This is a genomic window from Paraflavitalea devenefica (genome assembly GCF_011759375.1).
In the GTDB taxonomy this organism is placed as follows: domain Bacteria; phylum Bacteroidota; class Bacteroidia; order Chitinophagales; family Chitinophagaceae; genus Paraflavitalea; species Paraflavitalea devenefica.
The window spans coordinates 2063465-2082452 of record NZ_JAARML010000002.1; the positions used below are offsets into that span (position 1 = coordinate 2063465).

13 protein-coding genes are annotated in these 18988 nt (G+C 49.5%); 12 read left to right on the forward strand and 1 reads right to left on the reverse strand.

The window, feature by feature from the left end:
* Window positions 1–63 precede the first annotated feature (63 nt).
* From HB364_RS17605 to HB364_RS17660, 12 genes are all read left to right on the forward strand, one after another.
* Window positions 64–2715, forward strand: coding sequence for a CBM96 family carbohydrate-binding protein (locus tag HB364_RS17605; RefSeq protein ID WP_167289524.1), 2652 nt, complete (start codon window positions 64–66; stop codon window positions 2713–2715).
* Window positions 2716–2742: 27 nt separating this feature from the next.
* Window positions 2743–4164, forward strand: a complete 1422-nt coding sequence (locus HB364_RS17610) for a discoidin domain-containing protein (RefSeq protein WP_167289525.1) — start codon at window positions 2743–2745, stop codon at window positions 4162–4164.
* A gap of 24 nt (window positions 4165–4188) precedes the next feature.
* Window positions 4189–6450: a cellulase family glycosylhydrolase gene (locus tag HB364_RS17615; RefSeq protein ID WP_167289526.1), complete on the forward strand. Its 2262-nt coding sequence runs from the start codon at window positions 4189–4191 to the stop codon at window positions 6448–6450.
* A gap of 81 nt (window positions 6451–6531) precedes the next feature.
* Window positions 6532–6966 carry an FKBP-type peptidyl-prolyl cis-trans isomerase gene (locus HB364_RS17620; RefSeq protein ID WP_167289527.1) on the forward strand — a complete coding sequence of 145 codons (435 nt, stop codon included), beginning with the start codon at window positions 6532–6534 and terminating at the stop codon, window positions 6964–6966.
* 99 nt (window positions 6967–7065) lie between these two features.
* On the forward strand, window positions 7066–7632 hold the full coding sequence (locus HB364_RS17625) for a collagen-like protein (protein ID WP_167289528.1): 567 nt from the start codon (window positions 7066–7068) through the stop codon (window positions 7630–7632).
* A 110-nt stretch (window positions 7633–7742) separates the two neighbouring features.
* Window positions 7743–7982 (forward strand): hypothetical protein, encoded by a 240-nt coding sequence (locus HB364_RS17630; protein WP_167289529.1) that lies wholly within the window; start codon window positions 7743–7745, stop codon window positions 7980–7982.
* Complete coding sequence (locus HB364_RS17635; protein WP_167289530.1) at window positions 7982–8386, forward strand: type II toxin-antitoxin system VapC family toxin; 405 nt, start codon at window positions 7982–7984, stop codon at window positions 8384–8386. The genes HB364_RS17630 and HB364_RS17635 overlap by 1 nt, the downstream gene beginning before the upstream one ends.
* A gap of 278 nt (window positions 8387–8664) precedes the next feature.
* Entirely contained in the window at window positions 8665–11757 is a 3093-nt protein-coding gene (locus HB364_RS17640; RefSeq protein ID WP_167289531.1) for a SusC/RagA family TonB-linked outer membrane protein, read from the forward strand.
* An 11-nt stretch (window positions 11758–11768) separates the two neighbouring features.
* Window positions 11769–13631, forward strand: a complete 1863-nt coding sequence (locus tag HB364_RS17645; RefSeq protein WP_167289532.1) for a RagB/SusD family nutrient uptake outer membrane protein — start codon at window positions 11769–11771, stop codon at window positions 13629–13631.
* Window positions 13632–13675: 44 nt separating this feature from the next.
* On the forward strand, window positions 13676–14083 hold the full coding sequence (locus tag HB364_RS17650; protein WP_208419983.1) for a DUF5018 domain-containing protein: 408 nt from the start codon (window positions 13676–13678) through the stop codon (window positions 14081–14083).
* 51 nt (window positions 14084–14134) lie between these two features.
* Window positions 14135–15127, forward strand: a complete 993-nt coding sequence (locus HB364_RS17655) for a DUF4466 family protein (RefSeq protein ID WP_167289533.1) — start codon at window positions 14135–14137, stop codon at window positions 15125–15127.
* A 295-nt stretch (window positions 15128–15422) separates the two neighbouring features.
* Window positions 15423–17888, forward strand: coding sequence for a T9SS type B sorting domain-containing protein (locus HB364_RS17660; RefSeq protein ID WP_167289534.1), 2466 nt, complete (start codon window positions 15423–15425; stop codon window positions 17886–17888).
* A 45-nt stretch (window positions 17889–17933) separates the two neighbouring features.
* Here the strand turns inward: HB364_RS17660 and HB364_RS17665 are convergent, their stop codons facing one another.
* Window positions 17934–18668 (reverse strand): sialate O-acetylesterase, encoded by a 735-nt coding sequence (locus HB364_RS17665; RefSeq protein ID WP_167289535.1) that lies wholly within the window; start codon window positions 18666–18668, stop codon window positions 17934–17936.
* Window positions 18669–18988: the final 320 nt, after the last annotated feature.

Genomic DNA, 18988 nt, shown 5'->3' on the forward strand with positions numbered 1-18988 from the left:
ACGCATGTCCGCACATTTTTAAAACCGGCACATTTCTTTATCGCACTACATAATACAACAAGCATGAGAAAAATAATGACTTATTGGCAGACTGTTTGTAAAGCAGGTAACGGGAGCGTTGTATTACTCTTTTTAATGTTTTTGCTGACCAGTAGAACATGGGCAGCAACCATCACCGTTACTTCTTTACCGGCCCTGCAAACGGCTATTAATAATGCAGCGCCGGGCGATATTATCATTCTGACCAATGGGGTATATACAGCTTCTGCAGACATTACGATTAATAAGCAGGGTACCGCCGCGCAGCCCATTACCATTAAAGCACAGTCTATTGGGGGCGCAGAAGTACGGGGAACGGCCGGATTCAGTATTGTAAGCCCGGCGAGGTACATCATTATACAGGGCTTCAGGTTCACCCACAATGCTTCGCAGGCCACCATGGCCAGCGGCACCAGCTTTTGCCGGTGGACCCGGAATGTTTTTGAAACACCGGGACAGGGGGAGAACCTTTCCATTAATGGCAATGATCATGAAGTGGATTACAATACTTTCCAGCACAAGGATGCGCTGGGCCGTTTTATTACCGTGCGTGGAAGCGGCAGCCAGATCGCGCAGCGGATACATATCCACCACAATTACTTTTTTGATCAACAACCACAAACCGGCAATGGCGCCGAAACACTACAGTTTGGTTTGAGCGGCTACAGTCTTTCTTCCAGCAACAGCATTGTAGAATACAACCTCTTTGAGAACTGTCATGGCGAGAATGAACTGATCTCCGTAAAAGCTTCTGCGGTGACACTGCGGTACAATACCATCCGTGATTGCCCTGCCCAGTTTACCCTGCGGCATGGCAACTTCTGCCTTGTATATGGCAATTACTTTATCAATACGCCGGGTATCCGCATTTTTGGCGATGACCATAAGATATTCAGCAATCATTTTGAGAATTGCAATCCTGCCATCAATATAGGCAATGGTGATGGAGAGGTGGCCAATGGGGATCCACTCACGGCGCATGACCGGCCCGATAGGGTATTGGTAGCGTTTAATACGCTGGTCAATAATCCCGGCAATATTACCCAGAATGGCCGTACCAATGGCCTGGGTGCTACTGCCATTACTGTTGCCAATAACGTTATACAGGGTGGGGGAGCGGCAGCCTCTATAGCGGGTCCGTATACCGGTGGTGTATGGAGCGGCAACCTGCTCTATAATACCAATGGCGCAGGGGCTATGCCTTCGGCTGGTTATACTACGGCCAATCCATTACTGGCCAGGGATGCTACAGGTACTTTTCACCTGCAGGCCGGAAGTCCGGCCATCAACAGCGCTACCGGTTCTTATCCATCTGTGACCACCGATATGGATGGCCAGGCGCGTACTTCACCCTTGGATAAAGGAGCCGATGAGGTTTCCGGTGCCGCTGTAACAGCGCAGCTACTCACTACTGCGATGGTGGGTCATAACGGCAGCTCCACACCGCCAACGCCTGGTTGTGAACCAGTGAGCGCCAGCGCTGATGATGGAAATGTACCGGCCAATGTACTGGATAATGATCTCAATACCCGCTGGAGCGCCAATGGCGATGGCCAGTGGATACAGTTTTGCCTGGGCGAAACAGCTACCGTTACCGGTGTGCAAATCGCTTTTTACAATGGCGATACACGCACTTCCACCTTTGATGTATTGACAGGTACCGATGGCGTGAACTGGACCACGGTGGCAGCCGGACGTGTAAGCAGCGGCACTTCCCTGAACCTGGAAACATTCACCTTCAGTGCCAGGACAGCCAAATACGTGCGCATTGCAGGGCATGGTAACAGTGTGAATTTATGGAACAGCTATACAGAAGTAAAAATACAAACGCAAACATCCGGCGGAGGTACTACCACACTTACCCCCACGCAGGATGCGTATGTGCGTAACGGTACCAATGCAGATGTAACCCATGGCACCACTGATGCTGCCAACCTGCTTACCAAACTGAACGCTACCGCCTCTGCCGGTAATGACCGGCATACTTACCTGCAGTTTAATACCAGTAGTGTAAGTGGTAATATTACGGCTGCTACGCTCAGGCTGCATGGCGGACTGGATGATAACCGGGATAACAATATACCGGTGAACGTATATGCAGTAAGCAATACTACCTGGACGGAATCAGCCATCACCTGGAACAATAAACCCGCTACCGGCGATTCCCTGCAACGCGTGGTGGTAACAGATTCTGTGAAGCGTTATTATACCTGGGATATTACGGCCTATGTACAGGCAGAAAAAGCGGCGGGCAGGAATACCATCTCCCTGGCCTTACTGGCCAGGATAGCTACCGATCCCCGTATTGCCTGGAGCTCGAAAGAAGCAGGCGCCAATCCGCCACAACTGGTGATCACTACCGACAATTCTTTACTGACCAGTGTTAGCGCCTCATCATTCGCTGTGAAAGAGGGTGTGAACAATCAACTATTGAACAGTTATCCCAATCCATTTGGTAACAGCAGTACCATTCGCTTCTACCTGGAAAAAGCGGGTCATACCCACCTTGCCGTGTATGATATCAGTGGCAGGCAGGTTGCGGTATTGGCCAATGGCCAGTTGCCGGTTGGTTACCATCAACGTCAGTTTGATGCCACCGGATCACCGGCTGGTATATACCTGTTGAGGCTGGTGCAGGCAGGTAAAGTCATTACACAAAAAATAGTAAAGGAATAATTACATCAAATACAAAACTAACTACCAATGAAGGCCATTAAACATATCACCATACTGGGCATGTTATTTTTCCTCATCCCCTGCGTACCTACGCAGGCGCAGTTGGGCAGCGGATGGGTGTCTTATTCTCCTACCAAGAAGATACACCTGGATAATGAAGACGGGTTACAGATATTTAACTGGAGCGCCTTTCAATCGGTATGCAGTCCGGTATGTGCAGATTATACTTATACCAGCAGCAATGATACGGAGACGTTCCGCCTGTTCGACAACCGGACAAACCGTTCTGAGATCAGGTTACAGAATGACTATTCCACCGGCAGCCGGCAGTTTGAAGGGTATGTTACCATTTATGCGCCACTGGAGGATGAAAGCCTGATGCAGATCTTTGGCAGTACTTCCGGCGCCACACAAATGATGATACGGGGTTATGCGGCTGATGGTGGCTCTATCCGTGGAGCAGGGCAAACATTAGCTACCGGCATCTACGGCGTGGAGTTACGTATTAATGTGATCCACCTGCAGGAAGATGTAGGCAATAAGATCATTATCTATGTGAATGGTGTTAAGAAAGCAGAGATTGCCGATAATGAAGCGGTGACCAATTATCATAAATATGGCAACTATGGAACGCTCACTACAGATGAAGCGGTGGTAAAATGGCGGCGAGCCAGGTTCTTCCGGGATGGCACGGCGCCGTCTGGTGGGACTGTTACCAACCTCGCATTGAATAAACCGGTCACTGCCTCTTCAGAACCGCAACCTGAAAATCCTGCTGCTTCGGCAGTAGATGACAATACCGGCACCCGCTGGTCGGCCACCGGCTATCCCCAATGGCTGGAAGTAGACCTGGGCGCTGTATCCACCCTCAACAGAACGGAGTTGGTATGTTATGCCGACCGCGCTTATCAGTATACTATTCAAACAAGGAGCAGTACTTCCGGTTCCTGGACACAGGTGGTGAACCGCAGCAGTAATACCACACCTGGCACAGCCGCTTCACCTATTGTAGATAACCTAAGTAGCATAAGCGCCCGCTATGTACGGATCAATGTTACCGGCGCTTCGGGCTATACAGGTCCCTGGGCCAGCCTCGCTGAGTTCAGGGTGTTTGGCACTTCCACCGCATTAACAGCTACTGCGCCCGGTACGGTACAGGCTAAAGTTGGTGATGACAAGGTTGCAAGGGGGGGCGATAATGATCTTCTTGTAGCACCGAATCCCGTTACGGGCGGGAAAGCGACCCTGAAGTATATACTAATGCAGGCTGGCCAGGTACATATCGCTGTGTACAACACCAGCGGACAGGCAGAAATACTGGCCAATACCTATCGTTCTGCCGGCACATATACCCTTGACTGGAATACCGCCGGTAAAGCAAAAGGATTGTATATCGTGAACATGGTAGCCGGTGATAAGAAGCATAGTATTCGCTTGCTGGTGAAATAATTGATCAACCTAAAATAAATCCTCATGAAAAAAAGCATCCATCTTTTGCTGCAGGCAGTAAGCCTGTTATGGCTGATCCTGCTGATCGCTCCGCATGCCGGGGCGCAAACGCCTGTGGCTAAAAACGGCCAGTTGCAGGTAATAGGACTAAAGCTCTGTAACCAGTATGGCAATCCCATTCAATTGCGGGGTATGAGCACACACGGTATTCAATGGTATGGCTGGGGAAGTTGCCTGACAGAAGCTTCCCTTGACGCACTGGCCAATGACTGGGGCGCTGATATTTTACGCATATCCCTGTATGTACAGGAGGGCGGTTATGATACCGACCCGGCAGGCTTTACCGCCCAGGTAAGCCGGCTGATAGAAGAAGCTACTGAAAGAGGGATGTATGCGCTGGTAGACTGGCATCAACTGGATCCTGGTGATCCTAATGCCAACCTTGCCAAAGCCAAGACCTTTTTCACGGCTATTGCCAATGCGCATAAGGATAAGGTCAATATCATTTATGATGTATGTAATGAGCCCAACGGGGTTACCTGGGCACGGATCAAAACGTATGCCGATCAGATCATCCCGGTTATCCGTGCCATTGATGCCAATGCACCCATATTGGTGGGTACACATGGCTGGGCATCCCTGGGCATTTCTGATGGCCGCACAGCACAGGATATAGTGAGTAACCCGCTGACTTTCTCCAATATCATGTACACGTTCCATTTTTATGCGGCTTCGCATGGTAATGAATACTATGATGAGCTGAACTGGGCTTCGGACCGCCTGCCCATTTTTGTAACGGAGTTTGGTACACAAACCTACACAGGCGATGGTGGTAATGATTTTACCATGAGCCAGCGTTATATTGATCTGCTGCGTACCAAAAAGATCAGTTGGACCAACTGGAATTATTCGGATGACTTCAGAAGCGGCGCCGTATGGCAAACAGGTACTTGTTCTGCCGGCCCCTGGACAGTGGCCAGGCTGAAGCCTGCCGGTGTATGGATCCGTGAGCGTATGCTGAGCCCGGCTGATGATTTCCCCGGTGGGGTAGTTACGCCTCCCTGCGATCCGGTGAGCGCCAGTGGCAATGATGGCAATGTGCCGGCCAATGTACTGGACAACAACTTAAGTACCCGCTGGAGCGCCAATGGCGACGGGCAATGGATACAATTCTGTTTGAGCGATACGGTTTCTATAACAGGTGTGCAGATCGCTTTCTACAGTGGTAATGCACGCACTTCCACTTTCGATGTGCTGGTGGGCAATGATGGTACCAACTGGACCACGGCGTCGGCAGGCCGTGTAAGCAGCGGCACTTCCCTGAACCTTGAAACCTTTACGTTTACGCCGAGGGATGGTAAATATGTGCGCATCGTAGGACATGGTAATAGTGTGAATCTATGGAACAGTTATACAGAAGTAAAAATACAAACCGGCAGCGGCGGCGGCAATCAGCAGCAAACTTTCCTGCCCTTGCAGGATGCGTATGTGCGTGATGGCACCAATGCAGGTACCACGTTCGGTACTACTGACTCCACGTTACTCATCACCAAGATATCGCCGGCCGGCCAATTGAACAATGCACGGGAAGCTTACCTGCGTTTTAACCTCACTGGTTTAAGTGGAACAGTGTCTGCCGTTCAGTTGAGGGTATATGGCAAAATAGATGGCACCGCGGTTCCCAGTGTGCCGGTAGGCGTATTTGCGGTGTCGAATACTACCTGGACAGAGACTGCCCTTACCTGGAATAATAAACCGGCTTCCGGCATCGCGTTGGATACCGCTACAGCCACCAATGCCGCTTATACTTACCATACCTGGGATATTACCAGCTATGTGCAGAGCGAACTGGCCGCAGGCCGTACCAATATTGCGTTGGTGATGAAGAGCCTGCAGGCGCATGACCCACGGATATTCTGGAACTCCAGCGAGTTTGGCTCCAACCCGCCGCAACTGGTGGTTACCACTACACAAACACTGGCAGCCGGCCGATTGCAAACCGCTACAGTAGCAGATGAGGAGGCGGTGGTAAAAGCATCGCTCCGCAGTTTTCCCAATCCTTTCCACGAAAGCAATACCATTCAGTTTTACCTGGAAAAGCCAGGATTCACCAACCTGACAGTATATGATATCACCGGAAAACAGGTGGCTGTATTGGTGAATGGGCATTTGCCGGCAGGACAACACAGGGCTGTGTTTAAACCCGCAGGTACTGCCACCGGTATTTATACCATCAGGCTGATGCATGACCGCAAGGTCATCACGCAAAAGCTGGTGAGAGAGTAGGCGTTCTTATTTCCATATAGCAATTAACAAGCCGGGTACATCTGTACCTGGCTTTCTTTATCTTTGCGCAAAATATATGTCATGGGAATTGCCGATAAATTGTTTCAGTTGAAGAATGAGAAAGCTGCCGCTAACCTGAAAGCGGGACAGGATTTCCTGGAAGCGAATAAACAAAAGCCAGGCATTGTGAGTCTGCCCAGCGGACTGCAATACGAGATTATTACCGAAGGCACAGGCCCCAAACCTGCTGCTACCAATAAAGTAACCTGCCATTATCATGGCACCCTGATTGACGGCACTGTCTTTGACAGCTCTGTAAAACGTGGACAGCCTGCCACTTTCCCCCTCAATATGGTGATCAAAGGTTGGACCGAAGGGCTGCAATTAATGCCACAGGGCAGCAAATGGCGCTTCTTCATTCCGGCCCACCTGGGTTATGGCGACCGGCAGGTGAGCGCCCAGATCGGTCCCAACAGCACGCTGATCTTTGAGGTGGAGCTGCTGGGGATTGCTTAGGCGGCCCTTACTTATTAATGATTTTTTTAATTCTTTTTTGTGGGGTAAGTTTATGGAGACATAATCAGCTACGCTTTATAAACCACTAAAATTTACCTCATGCAAAACAGAATCATCCTGCGTGGGGCTGCTGCCTTGATAGCAGTCTCTTTACTATTTGCCAATTGTAAGAAGGGAGATGCCGGACCTGCAGGCCCGGCCGGACCAGCGGGACCGGCAGGCGCAGCAGGTGCTACGGGTCCCAAAGGTGATACCGGCACTGCCAATGTTATTTATTCTGCCTGGCTGGATGTGATTTATAATGTAGACACCACCAGCAGTGGCGATACACTTGGCTTTTATGCCAATATTACGGCGCCCAAACTTACCAGTACTATCCTGAACACCGGTGCCATGAAGGTGTTTTTCAACTTTGGCACCACCGCCGATCCGGATATTGTGCCCCTGCCATTATCCGATCCTTTTTTTGGGCTCTTTTTTACAGTAGATTACTTTGTGCAGCGTATCTACATTTATGCAAATGTGGATGCCAGCACAGTGGTAGTTGGCGGCAACAAATACCGGCAACACCGCTATATCCTCATACCCGGCGGCACGAATGCCCGTATGGGTATTGACTGGAATGATTACAACAAAGTGAAAGAAGCGTTGAAGCTGCCTGATTGATAAAAAGATAGAGTAGCCCGGGCAATAAGTCTGTCCGGGTTTTTTGTACATTGAAGAGCCTTGATTTTGCATAAATGGCTATAATTCAGTAAATTTGGTGAAAGGGAAGTATGACTTATACTGAGAAACATATTGTTGAAACTTACGCAGGCCTTTTTGAAGGACTTAGTTCAATTAGTAAAATTGAATTAATAGAAAGTCTTTCCAAATCATTAAAGACTGAAAAAAAGACCAAAGAAAACAGTTTCTACAAATCTTTTGGTGCATTTTCCTCCGACAAGTCTGCTGAAGAAATTATTGCTGACATTAAGTCAAGTAGAAAATTCAGAAAGAAAGACATTAAATTCTAATGCAGTATCTTCTTGACACGAATATCTGTGTATTCTTTCTGCGTGGTAAATTGAATCTGGACGAAATTGTCCGGACCAAGGGACGTGAAAACTGTTACATATCCGAAATTACTGTCGCTGAACTGCGCTACGGAGCAGAAAATAGCGATAATCCTGCTAAATCGCATAAAGCAGTAGATGCTTTTTTGAATGGGCTTTCCATAATACCGATTTTTGGTTGTATAAAACGATATGCAAAGGAAAAAGTCAGACTCCGTAAAATGGGCAAACCAATGCACGATGAGTTTGATCTGTTAATCGGCGTTACTGCCATTGAGAATAAATTAACGCTGGTTACCGAAAACATCAAGGACTTTGAACGGTTGGATGGAATTAAGATCGAGAATTGGTTCAAGCGAAAATAATACCCCACAATAATACCCACAGGATTTCCCTTCAATAACCTTCCTCTTTACCTCTCCCCATTTTTATGCTGCGGAACAATAGTATTGTGGACGGGTTCGACATGGAGTTTTACTGCGTTAGATGTGCTGAAAACCGGGGAGAAAACAGTGCTATACCACAGATGGCCCATCCCTATTCGTAAACGTTTTAGTAAATAATTCTGCAAATTCTGCAAACGATTCCAGCTTTTTTTGCCAAGTTTGAGTTAGCTATATTCTAACATATAAACTGATTGCTTATGCCACAGATGCTCCTTCTGCGGACAAAGATCCCTTTGTCCGTGCTCCAACTCCTTTTACTTTTTTTACTATCACCTTTTTTTTCACAGGCACAACTGAAAACGATTTCAGGTACGGTAAAAGACGAAACCGGCGCTCCCTTGCCCTCCATATCTGTAATGGTGCAGGGCTCGAACAAGGGTGCTGCGACAGATGAAAATGGAAAGTTTTCCATTAGTGCAGCGCAAGGCGCCACCATTGTTTTTTCTTCTACCATTCATGAAACGGTTACCATTACCGTGGATGATCGTAGTGAATACAACATTACGCTGAACCGGAAAGCCATTTCCATGGCCGATGTGGTGGTGGTAGGCTATGGCCGGCAACGGAAGGTAAACCTGGTGGGTGCAGTATCTACAGTGACTGTAGATGAAAAGATCACCGGCCGGGCAGTGCCCAACGTTTCGGCAGGATTGAGTGGACTGGTGCCGGGCCTGGCAGCCACCCAGTCTACCGGTATGGCCGGCCGCAACGGAGCCGAATTGATCATTCGCGGCCTGGGTACCGTCAACAACAGTAGTCCGCTCGTGGTGGTGGATGGTATGCCTGATGTGGACATTAACCGGGTTAACGTGAACGACATTGAATCCATTTCCATCCTGAAGGATGCTACTTCCGCTTCGGTGTATGGATCAAGGGCTGCGAATGGTGTAATATTGATCACCACCAAATCGGGCAAAGGCGCTAAAAGGACCGCTATCAACTTTGTCAGCAACATGGCGCTGAATAAGCCGGTAAAAGCGTATGACTTCATGGCCGATTACCCGCGGGCATTGACGCTTCAACGGCAACGGACTGCTGTCAACACACTGCCCGGCAACCAGCTTTTCAAACTGGGTACCATTGATCAGTGGATGGCGCTGGGCATGATTGATCCATTGCGTTATCCCAATACCGACTGGTGGGATGTTATTACCCGCGACGGGGCTTTCCAGAACTATAACCTGTCGGCATCCGGTGGTGGCGATAAATCGAACTTTTTTGTTTCTGTAGGCATGCGCGAAGAGCAGGGCCTGCAGATCAACAATGATTATAAACAATACAATGCCCGGTTCAACTTTGATTACAAAGTGAAGAACAACATGAATACGGGTGTTAAGTTCAATGGCAACTGGTCCAACTTAGTCTATGCGCTGGAAGAAGGATTTACTGATTCAGATCCCGCCAATACAGCGGGCACTGACATGCAGTATGCCATTGCCGGCATTACACCTTATGATCCTGTCTCCAACAGGTTTGGCGGGGTAATGGCTTATGGTGAAGACCCACAGGCCTACAATCCCTATACGGTATATGTGAATATGCTTAACCGGCAAAACCGGCAGGAGGCCAATGCGATGATGTATTGGGACTGGACGCCCATTAAAGGATTAACAGCTACTATTGATTATTCGCTGAACTATTATAACCAGTTTAGCTGGCGGGCCGATATGCCCAACCAGGCTTTTAACTTTCAAACCAACAGCTTTGGCAGCCGCGTATATGCAGGGCCCAATGCGGCGGTAACGAACAATACTTTTACCGGGTATAAGACCATGCTGAACGGCCGGTTGAATTACCACACCAACATCGGCGCCAATCATGATATCAGCGCGCTGTTTGTATACAGTGAAGAGTTCTGGTACGACCGCTTCCAGGGCGGTTCCAGGAATGACCGGCTCAACCCATTGCTTCATGAAATTGATGCGGCCCTCCCCAGTATCCAAACCACTGCCGGTAATTCCAGCCGGGAAGGGCTCCGCTCGTACATAGGCCGGGTGAACTATACTGCCTTCAATAAATACCTGCTGGAAGCCAACTTACGGGTAGATGGTTCTTCCAAATTCCTGAAGGGCAGCCAGTATGGTTCCTTTCCTTCTGTAGCGCTCGGCTGGCGTTTTACGGAAGAGGATTTCATTAACAATTTCACCGGTAGTTTCCTCAGCAATGGTAAGCTGCGGGTATCGTATGGAACATTGGGCAATAACAGCGGCGTAGGACGCTACGAGCAACAGATGACCCTGGGCGCCAATCACTATGTGACGAACAGTGATGTGGTGCGTGGTTTGGTGAACAATAAATTGTTGAACCAGTTCCTGTCCTGGGAAGAGACCTCGGTGCTGAACGTCGGGCTGGAGTTGGGTTTCCTGGATAACCGGTTAACGGCGGAGCTGGATTATTATGACCGGCTGACCACGGGTATGAATCGTCCTTCCGAGTTATCCATCCTGCTGGATGGTGCTTACAATGCACCACGTACCAATATTGGCGACCTGCGCAACCGGGGTGTTGAAGCTACTATTTCCTGGAAGGACAAGGTAGGCAACTTTAGCTATGGCGTAACCCTGAATGCTTCTTACAACAGGACCAGGCTGGAGAAATGGAATGAGTTCCTCACCCGTGGCTACGTATTCCTGGATATGCCTTACCATTTCGTATATACGTATGAAGACATCGGCATCGCACAAACCTGGCAGGATATCTACAATGCCACACCACAGGGCGCATCGCCGGGTGATATCCTCCGCAAGGACTTGAATGGCGACGGACGTATAGATGGGAATGATATGAAAGCCGATCAAAGTAGCCAGCGCGACCGGCCTACTACTTTTGCTTCCCTGAACGGCTATATCGCCTGGAAAGGTTTTGATATCGGCTTCTTACTGCAAGCTTCTGCAGGCCGTAAGGATTACTGGATCAATGCTTTCAACAATACCAACTTCAGTGCTTCCCGCTATGCGGCTACCTGGAACCATTGGTACAATCCGTGGACACTGGACAACAGGCAAGGCTTATGGCCACGCCTCGGTGGCAGTGGCAATAACAGGGCAGAAACTACTTTCTGGCTGGACAACATGAATTTCATGCGGTTAAAAAACCTGCAGATCGGTTACTCCGTACCCGGCAACCTGTTGCGCAAAGTACACCTCAACAGTTTGCGGATAGCAGGCTCCGCTGAAAACCTGGCTACCGTAACCAATTACAGAGGCCTTGATCCTGAAAAGGCAGGTTCTGCCAATAACATGTATCCGCTTGTAAAATCCTATTCATTGTCTGTTCAACTGGGTTTCTAAACTGCTGTAATATGAAAAAGATAACATTTCGATCTATAATAACGACCATACTTATACTATCCGGTACAGCGATGCTGTTGCCCGGCTGCCGGAAAGACCTGCTCGACCAGGCATCTACCACGCAGGTGCTGGGTATAGAATTCTGGCAATCAGAAAGTGATGCCATGGTGGCGCTGATGGGGGCCTATGCGGCTGCCCGTCCCTGTTTTGACCGTGATTATTATTTTGATGGGCAGGGTGAATATGTGCGCGCCCGGGGTACCAGCACTACCAACGGTAACTTAAGGCTGGGTGATGCGTATAATGGCGGCAACTATAATCCCTCCGGTTATGGCGGCAGCTTTGACAAAATGTACCGTTACCTGTATGGCGCTATCCACCGTGCCAACTATGTGATTGATAATACTAAAAAGATGATGGAGTCGAATATTGGCAACCCGCAAAACCTGGAGGTGTTCATTGGTGAAGCCCGCCTGCTGCGTGGCCTGTGCTATTTCAAACTCATCAGCATGTGGGGCGATGTTCCCTACTTTACCAAAACGGTGAGCAGTGTAGCGGCAGAAGCGAACGCGGAAATGCTGAAACAGGTAAGGATACCTATCGGGCAGGTGAAAGATTCTATCCTCGGCGATATTACCTACGCTTTTGAAAAACTGCCGGCCAAAGCCGCCGCACTGGGCCGTTTTACCAAACCTGCTGCACTGGCGCTGCGGGGTAAAGTACAATTGTACTGGGCTTCCTGGAAAAAGAATGGCTGGCCCGAACTGGATGGCTTTACGCAGGATATATCGGCTGCCAATGCCGCTTATGCCGCTGCTGCCGCCGATTTCAAATCGGTGATCGATAATTACGGGCTCACTTTATACCAGGGTGGAGATCCCGGCCTGACCAGCGTCACAGGAAGTGCTGATACGCTGCCCAATTACTACCACCTGTTTACCCCCAAGGCCAATGGTAATCCTGAAATGATCATGGTATTTACCCATGGCGGCACGGGTTCAGGACAGGGCGAAGAGCTGATGCGCGATTTTGCCGGCCGCTCACATGAAGGATCGCAATGCTGGGTATCGCCCCGTTATGAACTGGCCGACAGGTACCAGTTGCTGACCACGGGTGATTTTGGCACCAAGATGGTCCAGATGAACCCTACTACCAATCCCAATGCCAGGACTACCCTGAACTCAGCCGTGAACCCGGCCACTTATGGTAACAAGGATTACCGGCTGAAGGCTACCATTCAGTGGGATTATGAAGTGAGTGTGGGCATGGTATCGCTGCAATCAACCGGCTTGTGTCCGTTTATTTATCAGACCTGGGGCGCCAATATTACGCTGAATGGCATAAAATATATTACCTACAATACAGATGGTGTAAACTCTGGTTACGTGTTCCGCAAGTTTGTACGCAACTATGCAGGGCAGGGACGTAGCGATGGTGATTTTGCCTGGCCGGTAATACGCCTGGCCGATGTGTACCTGATGTATGCCGAAGCTACCAATGAAGTGAGCGGCCCGCAGACCGATGCCATTGACTTAGTGAATAAGGTGCGTCGTCGCGGCAACCTGCCGCCGTTGGCTGCGGGAAAAACCGATACCAAAGAAAATTTCTTCAGCGCCATTGAACAGGAGCGCATCGTAGAACTGGTAGGCGAGGGGCAGCGTTCTTTTGATATCCGGCGCTGGAGAGCCATTGTAAGAATATGGGGCGGACCGGGAACAGCAGGTGTATGGCGCCGTGATACCTGGGGTGCTGACAAGGACCGGTATTACCAGAATGCTTCCGACAGGACCTACGAGCAGAATTATATTTTCAGGATACCTCCTTCTGAGCGTGACCTGAATCCTAACCTCACCCAGAATGCTCCATGGAGATAAGGGGATGCCAACATTTCACATTTGAATAACTAAAGATTACAACAATGAGAAAACATATCAATATAACAGGCGCGCTTTTACTGATGGCTTTTGTGTGGACAGCGTGTAAGAAAGATAATCCGATAGATGAGGATGGCTTATTGATCACCAGCCGGGCTGAATGTTATGTCAGCAGTTTTGAATTGCTGGGAACTGATTTTGTAACCGTAAGAACAAAGACGGCCACCATTGATACAACAGCGAAAACTGTTTCGGTAACCGTGATGTTTGGAACAGACCTGAAGAACCTGTATCCACAATTTACCCTGGCGCAGGATTGTAAACTGGATCCAAAAATAACAGGAAGAACAGATTTTTCAGATCTGGCCAATCCGCGGGAATACACGGTGGTCTCCGGCAATCGCCAGGTCAGGAAAACCTATAAAGTATTGATCACTGTTCAACCGCGTTAAGAGAACGATTGTCAGGGTGACAGATTAACTAATATTATTAAATCAGCAATCATGAAACGTAATCCGATCTATATATATCCTCTTTCGCTACTGGCATGCCTGTTGTTGGTAATGACCAGTTGCGAGAAAAAAGATTATGTCCTGCCCACCGCCAAGGATGTATTGCAGAATGATGCCATCAAGCGTACGCTAGGCCCCAATATTGTGAATGATACCATTGAGTTTGTATATGCTATGGGTATCCTGCCCTCCAAAGGCAAACTGGTATCGGCCGAAGTGGAAGCTTCTATAGCAGGCGCTACCGGTACCTTCCTGGAACACCGGTCGTACTATACCAATACCAGTGGTGTGGATGTACCTGTAGAGATAGGTAATCCTTCTGTGAATGATAAGACCAAAACGACTGTTACGTTTACCAAGGATACTTCCGCTGCCGCGTTGCGTTATACCTATATTGTGCCGGAGGAAGCACGCGGTAAAACGGTTTCTTTTACCTTCACTGCCCGCAGCAGCAATGGCGAAACGGTTAATTACAAGCTGGGACCTTACAATGTTTCCAAAATGGACATCAAGCACCGGCTTACCGTATCCAATGCCAACAACGCGTATATTTCCATTGAAGATATGGCGGTGTATAATGATGCAGGCGCTGCTGCCAATGCCAATAAAATTGACCTGGTATACCTGTACCGCACGTACACCACCAGCACCTTCACCCATGCGTTGGTAGCGCCCGCGGCCGATCCGCAATACCTGCCGGATATTACCTTGCCTGCCGGCGTTAACAGGAATACCAAAATTCAGCGGGCATTTAACCTGCAGGATTATGACCTGGCATTCCTGCAATTTGGTATTTATATTGATGACAGGGACTTCCAGGAACTTGATCTTACCAATGCACCCAACTATGCCATTAACCTGAAGGCCGAAGCTGGTATATGGGTGGAAACAGCCGATAAGAAGTATCGTGCGTATGTGTATGTCAACTCCATCAACAATGGCGCTAAAAGCGCTGTGATCAGTATCAAGCGTTATGCGCTGTAAAAAATAGAAAGAGCGAGCAGTTTTGGTTATTGTATAGCAGAAAGGCAGGTCCTCCCCGGAGGGCCTGTTCTTTTTTTGATCCCAGGACAAGTTATTGGTCGATAGATCTTGCCTTTTCACATAATTAACTGGTACATTGGTAAAGAAAGACCGTGATTTGCCCAACGCATTGGCTGCTTATCCAGTATATAGCCCGTATAGTGCCAGGAAAGCATCCTGCTTTTCCGATATCCCTGTTGAATGGTCCCGGCAACTCATTTTCACCGTATAGCCTGCTCTTAATATGTACCGGTCTATGAAACGTAAACTGATGAGGCATTTATTGTTGTGTAGTATGCTGTTAGCGGTAACAGCGGCAACGCTGCCCGTACTGGCCCAATCCCAGGCTTGCCCTGTGAATATTAATTTTGCCACCGGCGATCTTACCAATTGGTCTGCCAGCACCGGCCTGGTAAACAGGGCTTCCCAAAGCTACCCGTTTCCTAATACCGGCGTGACCACGATTCCCGAATACAATATTTCCATGACCGGCATCCAGGTCAATACCAGTTCATCTGCTGATCCGTTTGGCGGTTTTCCCTCCATTCCCACGATCAATGGTCATGCTTATGGCTATTCCATCAAGCTGGGGTCTACTGCTACTTCCTACGACCTGGGCGCCGGCAATAATCCCGGTGGCTTTACGCGCGCTGTTACTTATACGATCCAGGTACCTGCCGGCCCTGTTTCGGAACCTTATACGATGACCTATGCGTATGCCCTGGTGCTGGAAAACGGTACCCACAATTCCAATGAACAACCTTTGTTCAAGGCTACGCTGAACACACCCGACAGCATTATTACCTGTGCTTCGCCCGGATATTACCTGCCCACTTTCAATGATGCCGGTCAAGGCGGTGGCGGCGGCGGGGGAGGAGGAGGCAGTTCCACCGGCGCTACGCTGGACTCGGCTGCTGCCCTGGCGCAGGGCTTTACCAACAGTCCGGTACCGTTCTATTCGCATTCCGGGCAAGGGGGCGAGGGCAGGTGGCTATATGATGTATGGACGAAGGGCTGGACAGAAGTGACCTTTGATCTGTCGGCCTACCGGGGCAAACAGGTCACCCTTACTTTCGAGGCCGATAATTGCAATCCGGGGGCGCATTTTGCTTATGCCTATGTGGCGCTCCGCAACAGTTGTGCAGGACTGGAGATCAGCGGTCCGCAAATGGCCTGTACCAACAGCACCTTTACCTATTCCATACCGGCGCTGGCCAATGCCACGTATAGCTGGACGGTGCCAGCCGGCTGGACGATCAATTCCGGCGCCAACAGCCATGCCATTACCGTGACAGCAGGCCCTGGCAGCGGTGATATTATTGCGCATGAAGTAAATGGCTGTGCCGATCTGCGTGATACCATAAAGGTTTCCAGCAAGCCGCCTACGGTGCCCGGTGCGGTGACCGGCGATAGCAGGGTATGTACCGGTGCCAACAATACGCTGCTCACACTGGGCGGGCAAAACGGGGATGTGCTGAACTGGTTATCATCTACTGACGGTATTACCTGGACGCCTGTAGCCAATACATCACTTTCTTACACTGCACAAAATCTTACTGCCACTACACAATTTGCCGTGGTGGTGCAGAATGGCAATACCTGCCGTGCCGATACCAGCACCAGCGCCCTGGTAACGGTTGACCCCAAAAGCGTTGGGGGCATTCTTAGCCCAGCCAACACCAGTTTTTGTACCGGGCAAACGGCGGATAATTTGCTCACCTTGAGCGGCTACACGGGCAGTGTAGTGAACTGGCAACGATCGGCCAATGGCAGCAACTGGAACAGTTTTATACCGACGTATACTCAGGCAGCTTATGCTGCGGGCGGACTTACGGCGGATGCTTATTTCCGCACCATTGTGAAAAGCGGTGTTTGTGAAGCCGATACCAGTGCGACGGCAACCATCCGGTATGTAAACGTGCCGTTTCCGGCCGCCACTTACGACCCGGACCAGGCTTCCATTTGCTATGGTGATTCCCTGCGGCTGAATGCTCCCATTACAATAGGCACCAGTTATACCTGGCGACCTGTTGCGACGCTGAGCAACCTGGGCGACGGCCGCATTACCAGCCTGCCGCTGACATTGCAGGCATTGGCCAAACCTTTATCCACTACCAATTATGTACTGACGGTATTGAATGCCGGTTGTCCCAATGCGCTCAACGATACCTTTAAAATACAAGTGGCTCCTCCCATTATTGTATCGGCGGGCAATGATACATCGATCGTATTTGGTCAGCCATTGCAACTACAGGCCACCGTAAATGTGGAGACGGCCAATATTTTTACCTGGACACCTGCTACCGGACTTAACTACACGAATATTCCTAACCCGGTGGCCATACTGGGTCAAAATGCGCAATCCATTGAATACACGGTGAAGGCTGCCAATGCCGCCGGCTGTTACGGTACAGATGCCATCAAGGTAAAATTGTTCCGTACGCTTCCCGATATTTTTGTACCCAATGCTTTTTCGCCCAACGGCGATCGAAGAAATGACGTCGTTTACCCGGTTTGTGTGGGCATAACAAGGCTGGATTACTTCAGGATATATAACCGCTGGGGGCAACTGATCTTCAGCACCACTACCATTAATAAAGGTTGGGACGGCACCCTGGGAGGCGTGCAGCAATCATCGGGCACCTTTGTATACATGGTGCAGGGTGTAGACATTACAGGCCGGGTGATCACCAAAAAGGGAGCGCTGCAACTGGTCCGCTGAGGACTATTGACCGATGCTGCCAAGCAAAGCACGACAACCGTTTATTTATTTTTTAGTTTGCTGCAATAGCTGCATGGCTGCGGCATAACGTTTTCCCAGCTCTCTTGCCGAGGGTGTATCAAAATGAAGTTTGTCGCCTTTATCGGTGAGGTCCTTTGCCGAAACAACTGCTGTGCCGGACACCCGCTGTGGCAACTGATTGATCACAGGATTGATCAGGGTGGTCTTATTGAAGTGTCCAATCTCTCCGGCCACGAAGGGAAGGTAAGGCTGTTGAAGGTCCGCACGCAAGCGTTGGATGAGCGCAGTTAGCTTTTCAAGATAAACCTTGGCATGTGTGGAGTCGTTGTCCGACTCTCCCTGATGCCACAGTATCCCTTTCAATACCCCTTGCTGCATGGCAATCTGTGTGCGACGGATGGCATCGTCGTAAGGGTGGGCCACTTTCAGGTAGATGGCGCTTGGTTCCCATACGTTAACCGGTGAACCTCCCCATGCACAGGGGATCAATCCAATCCTGATCGCAGGATTACCGTTTAGCATCGTTTGGGCAAAGCTGATGGCCGGACCAACTCCTACAAAGGCGGGCTTATCGAAATGAACCGGATCGGTGGCCTGTACCCAATGATGGAGAGAGTCCAGCATGAGGATGCGTGGATCGTTCTGTTTACTTGCTGCGTCGAGTGGTCCCCTCCCTGCCATATTGGACTGGCCAATGAGCAGGTAAAGGTGGAAATTGCTGTCGGCCGGGGCTTGCGCTTGTAGGTATTGTGGGAACATAGATGAGGTTAATAACGGGAGAAAGGCAAATAAGTGGCGCAGGTTCATTCGTTACATTTTGGGCCTTTAAGGTAAATATAATTGGTGGACTTTTTTTCCTGCATTGCTCCGGCAGGTAACATATAACAGATAATTCAATGACCAACTGATAAATGAAATTTATGTCTTATATGGCAAGCGGACTTATCGGTCAGGTCTTAACATTCATAATTAAGCGCGAAATGTTATCTTCGGCAGCAAAACAAAATCAACTTCCGGTACCAGCGCGATGGAATGCTGCCTATTCTGCCGTCGCAAATACCGGTTCGTGGTACGCAACT

Excerpts from the sequence above, each read along its gene's own strand:
- HB364_RS17605 (WP_167289524.1), top strand. The coding sequence starts at position 64 with ATGAGAAAAATAATGACTTATTGGCAGACTGTTTGTAAAGCAGGTAAC.
- HB364_RS17610 (WP_167289525.1), top strand. The coding sequence starts at position 2,743 with ATGAAGGCCATTAAACATATCACCATACTGGGCATGTTATTTTTCCTC.
- HB364_RS17615 (WP_167289526.1), top strand. The coding sequence starts at position 4,189 with ATGAAAAAAAGCATCCATCTTTTGCTGCAGGCAGTAAGCCTGTTATGG.
- HB364_RS17620 (WP_167289527.1), top strand. The coding sequence starts at position 6,532 with ATGGGAATTGCCGATAAATTGTTTCAGTTGAAGAATGAGAAAGCTGCC.
- HB364_RS17625 (WP_167289528.1), top strand. The coding sequence starts at position 7,066 with ATGCAAAACAGAATCATCCTGCGTGGGGCTGCTGCCTTGATAGCAGTC.
- HB364_RS17630 (WP_167289529.1), top strand. The coding sequence starts at position 7,743 with ATGACTTATACTGAGAAACATATTGTTGAAACTTACGCAGGCCTTTTT.
- HB364_RS17635 (WP_167289530.1), top strand. The coding sequence starts at position 7,982 with ATGCAGTATCTTCTTGACACGAATATCTGTGTATTCTTTCTGCGTGGT.
- HB364_RS17640 (WP_167289531.1), top strand. The coding sequence starts at position 8,665 with ATGCCACAGATGCTCCTTCTGCGGACAAAGATCCCTTTGTCCGTGCTC.
- HB364_RS17645 (WP_167289532.1), top strand. The coding sequence starts at position 11,769 with ATGAAAAAGATAACATTTCGATCTATAATAACGACCATACTTATACTA.
- HB364_RS17650 (WP_208419983.1), top strand. The coding sequence starts at position 13,676 with ATGAGAAAACATATCAATATAACAGGCGCGCTTTTACTGATGGCTTTT.
- HB364_RS17655 (WP_167289533.1), top strand. The coding sequence starts at position 14,135 with ATGAAACGTAATCCGATCTATATATATCCTCTTTCGCTACTGGCATGC.
- HB364_RS17660 (WP_167289534.1), top strand. The coding sequence starts at position 15,423 with ATGAAACGTAAACTGATGAGGCATTTATTGTTGTGTAGTATGCTGTTA.
- HB364_RS17665 (WP_167289535.1), bottom strand. The coding sequence starts at position 18,668 with ATGTTCCCACAATACCTACAAGCGCAAGCCCCGGCCGACAGCAATTTC.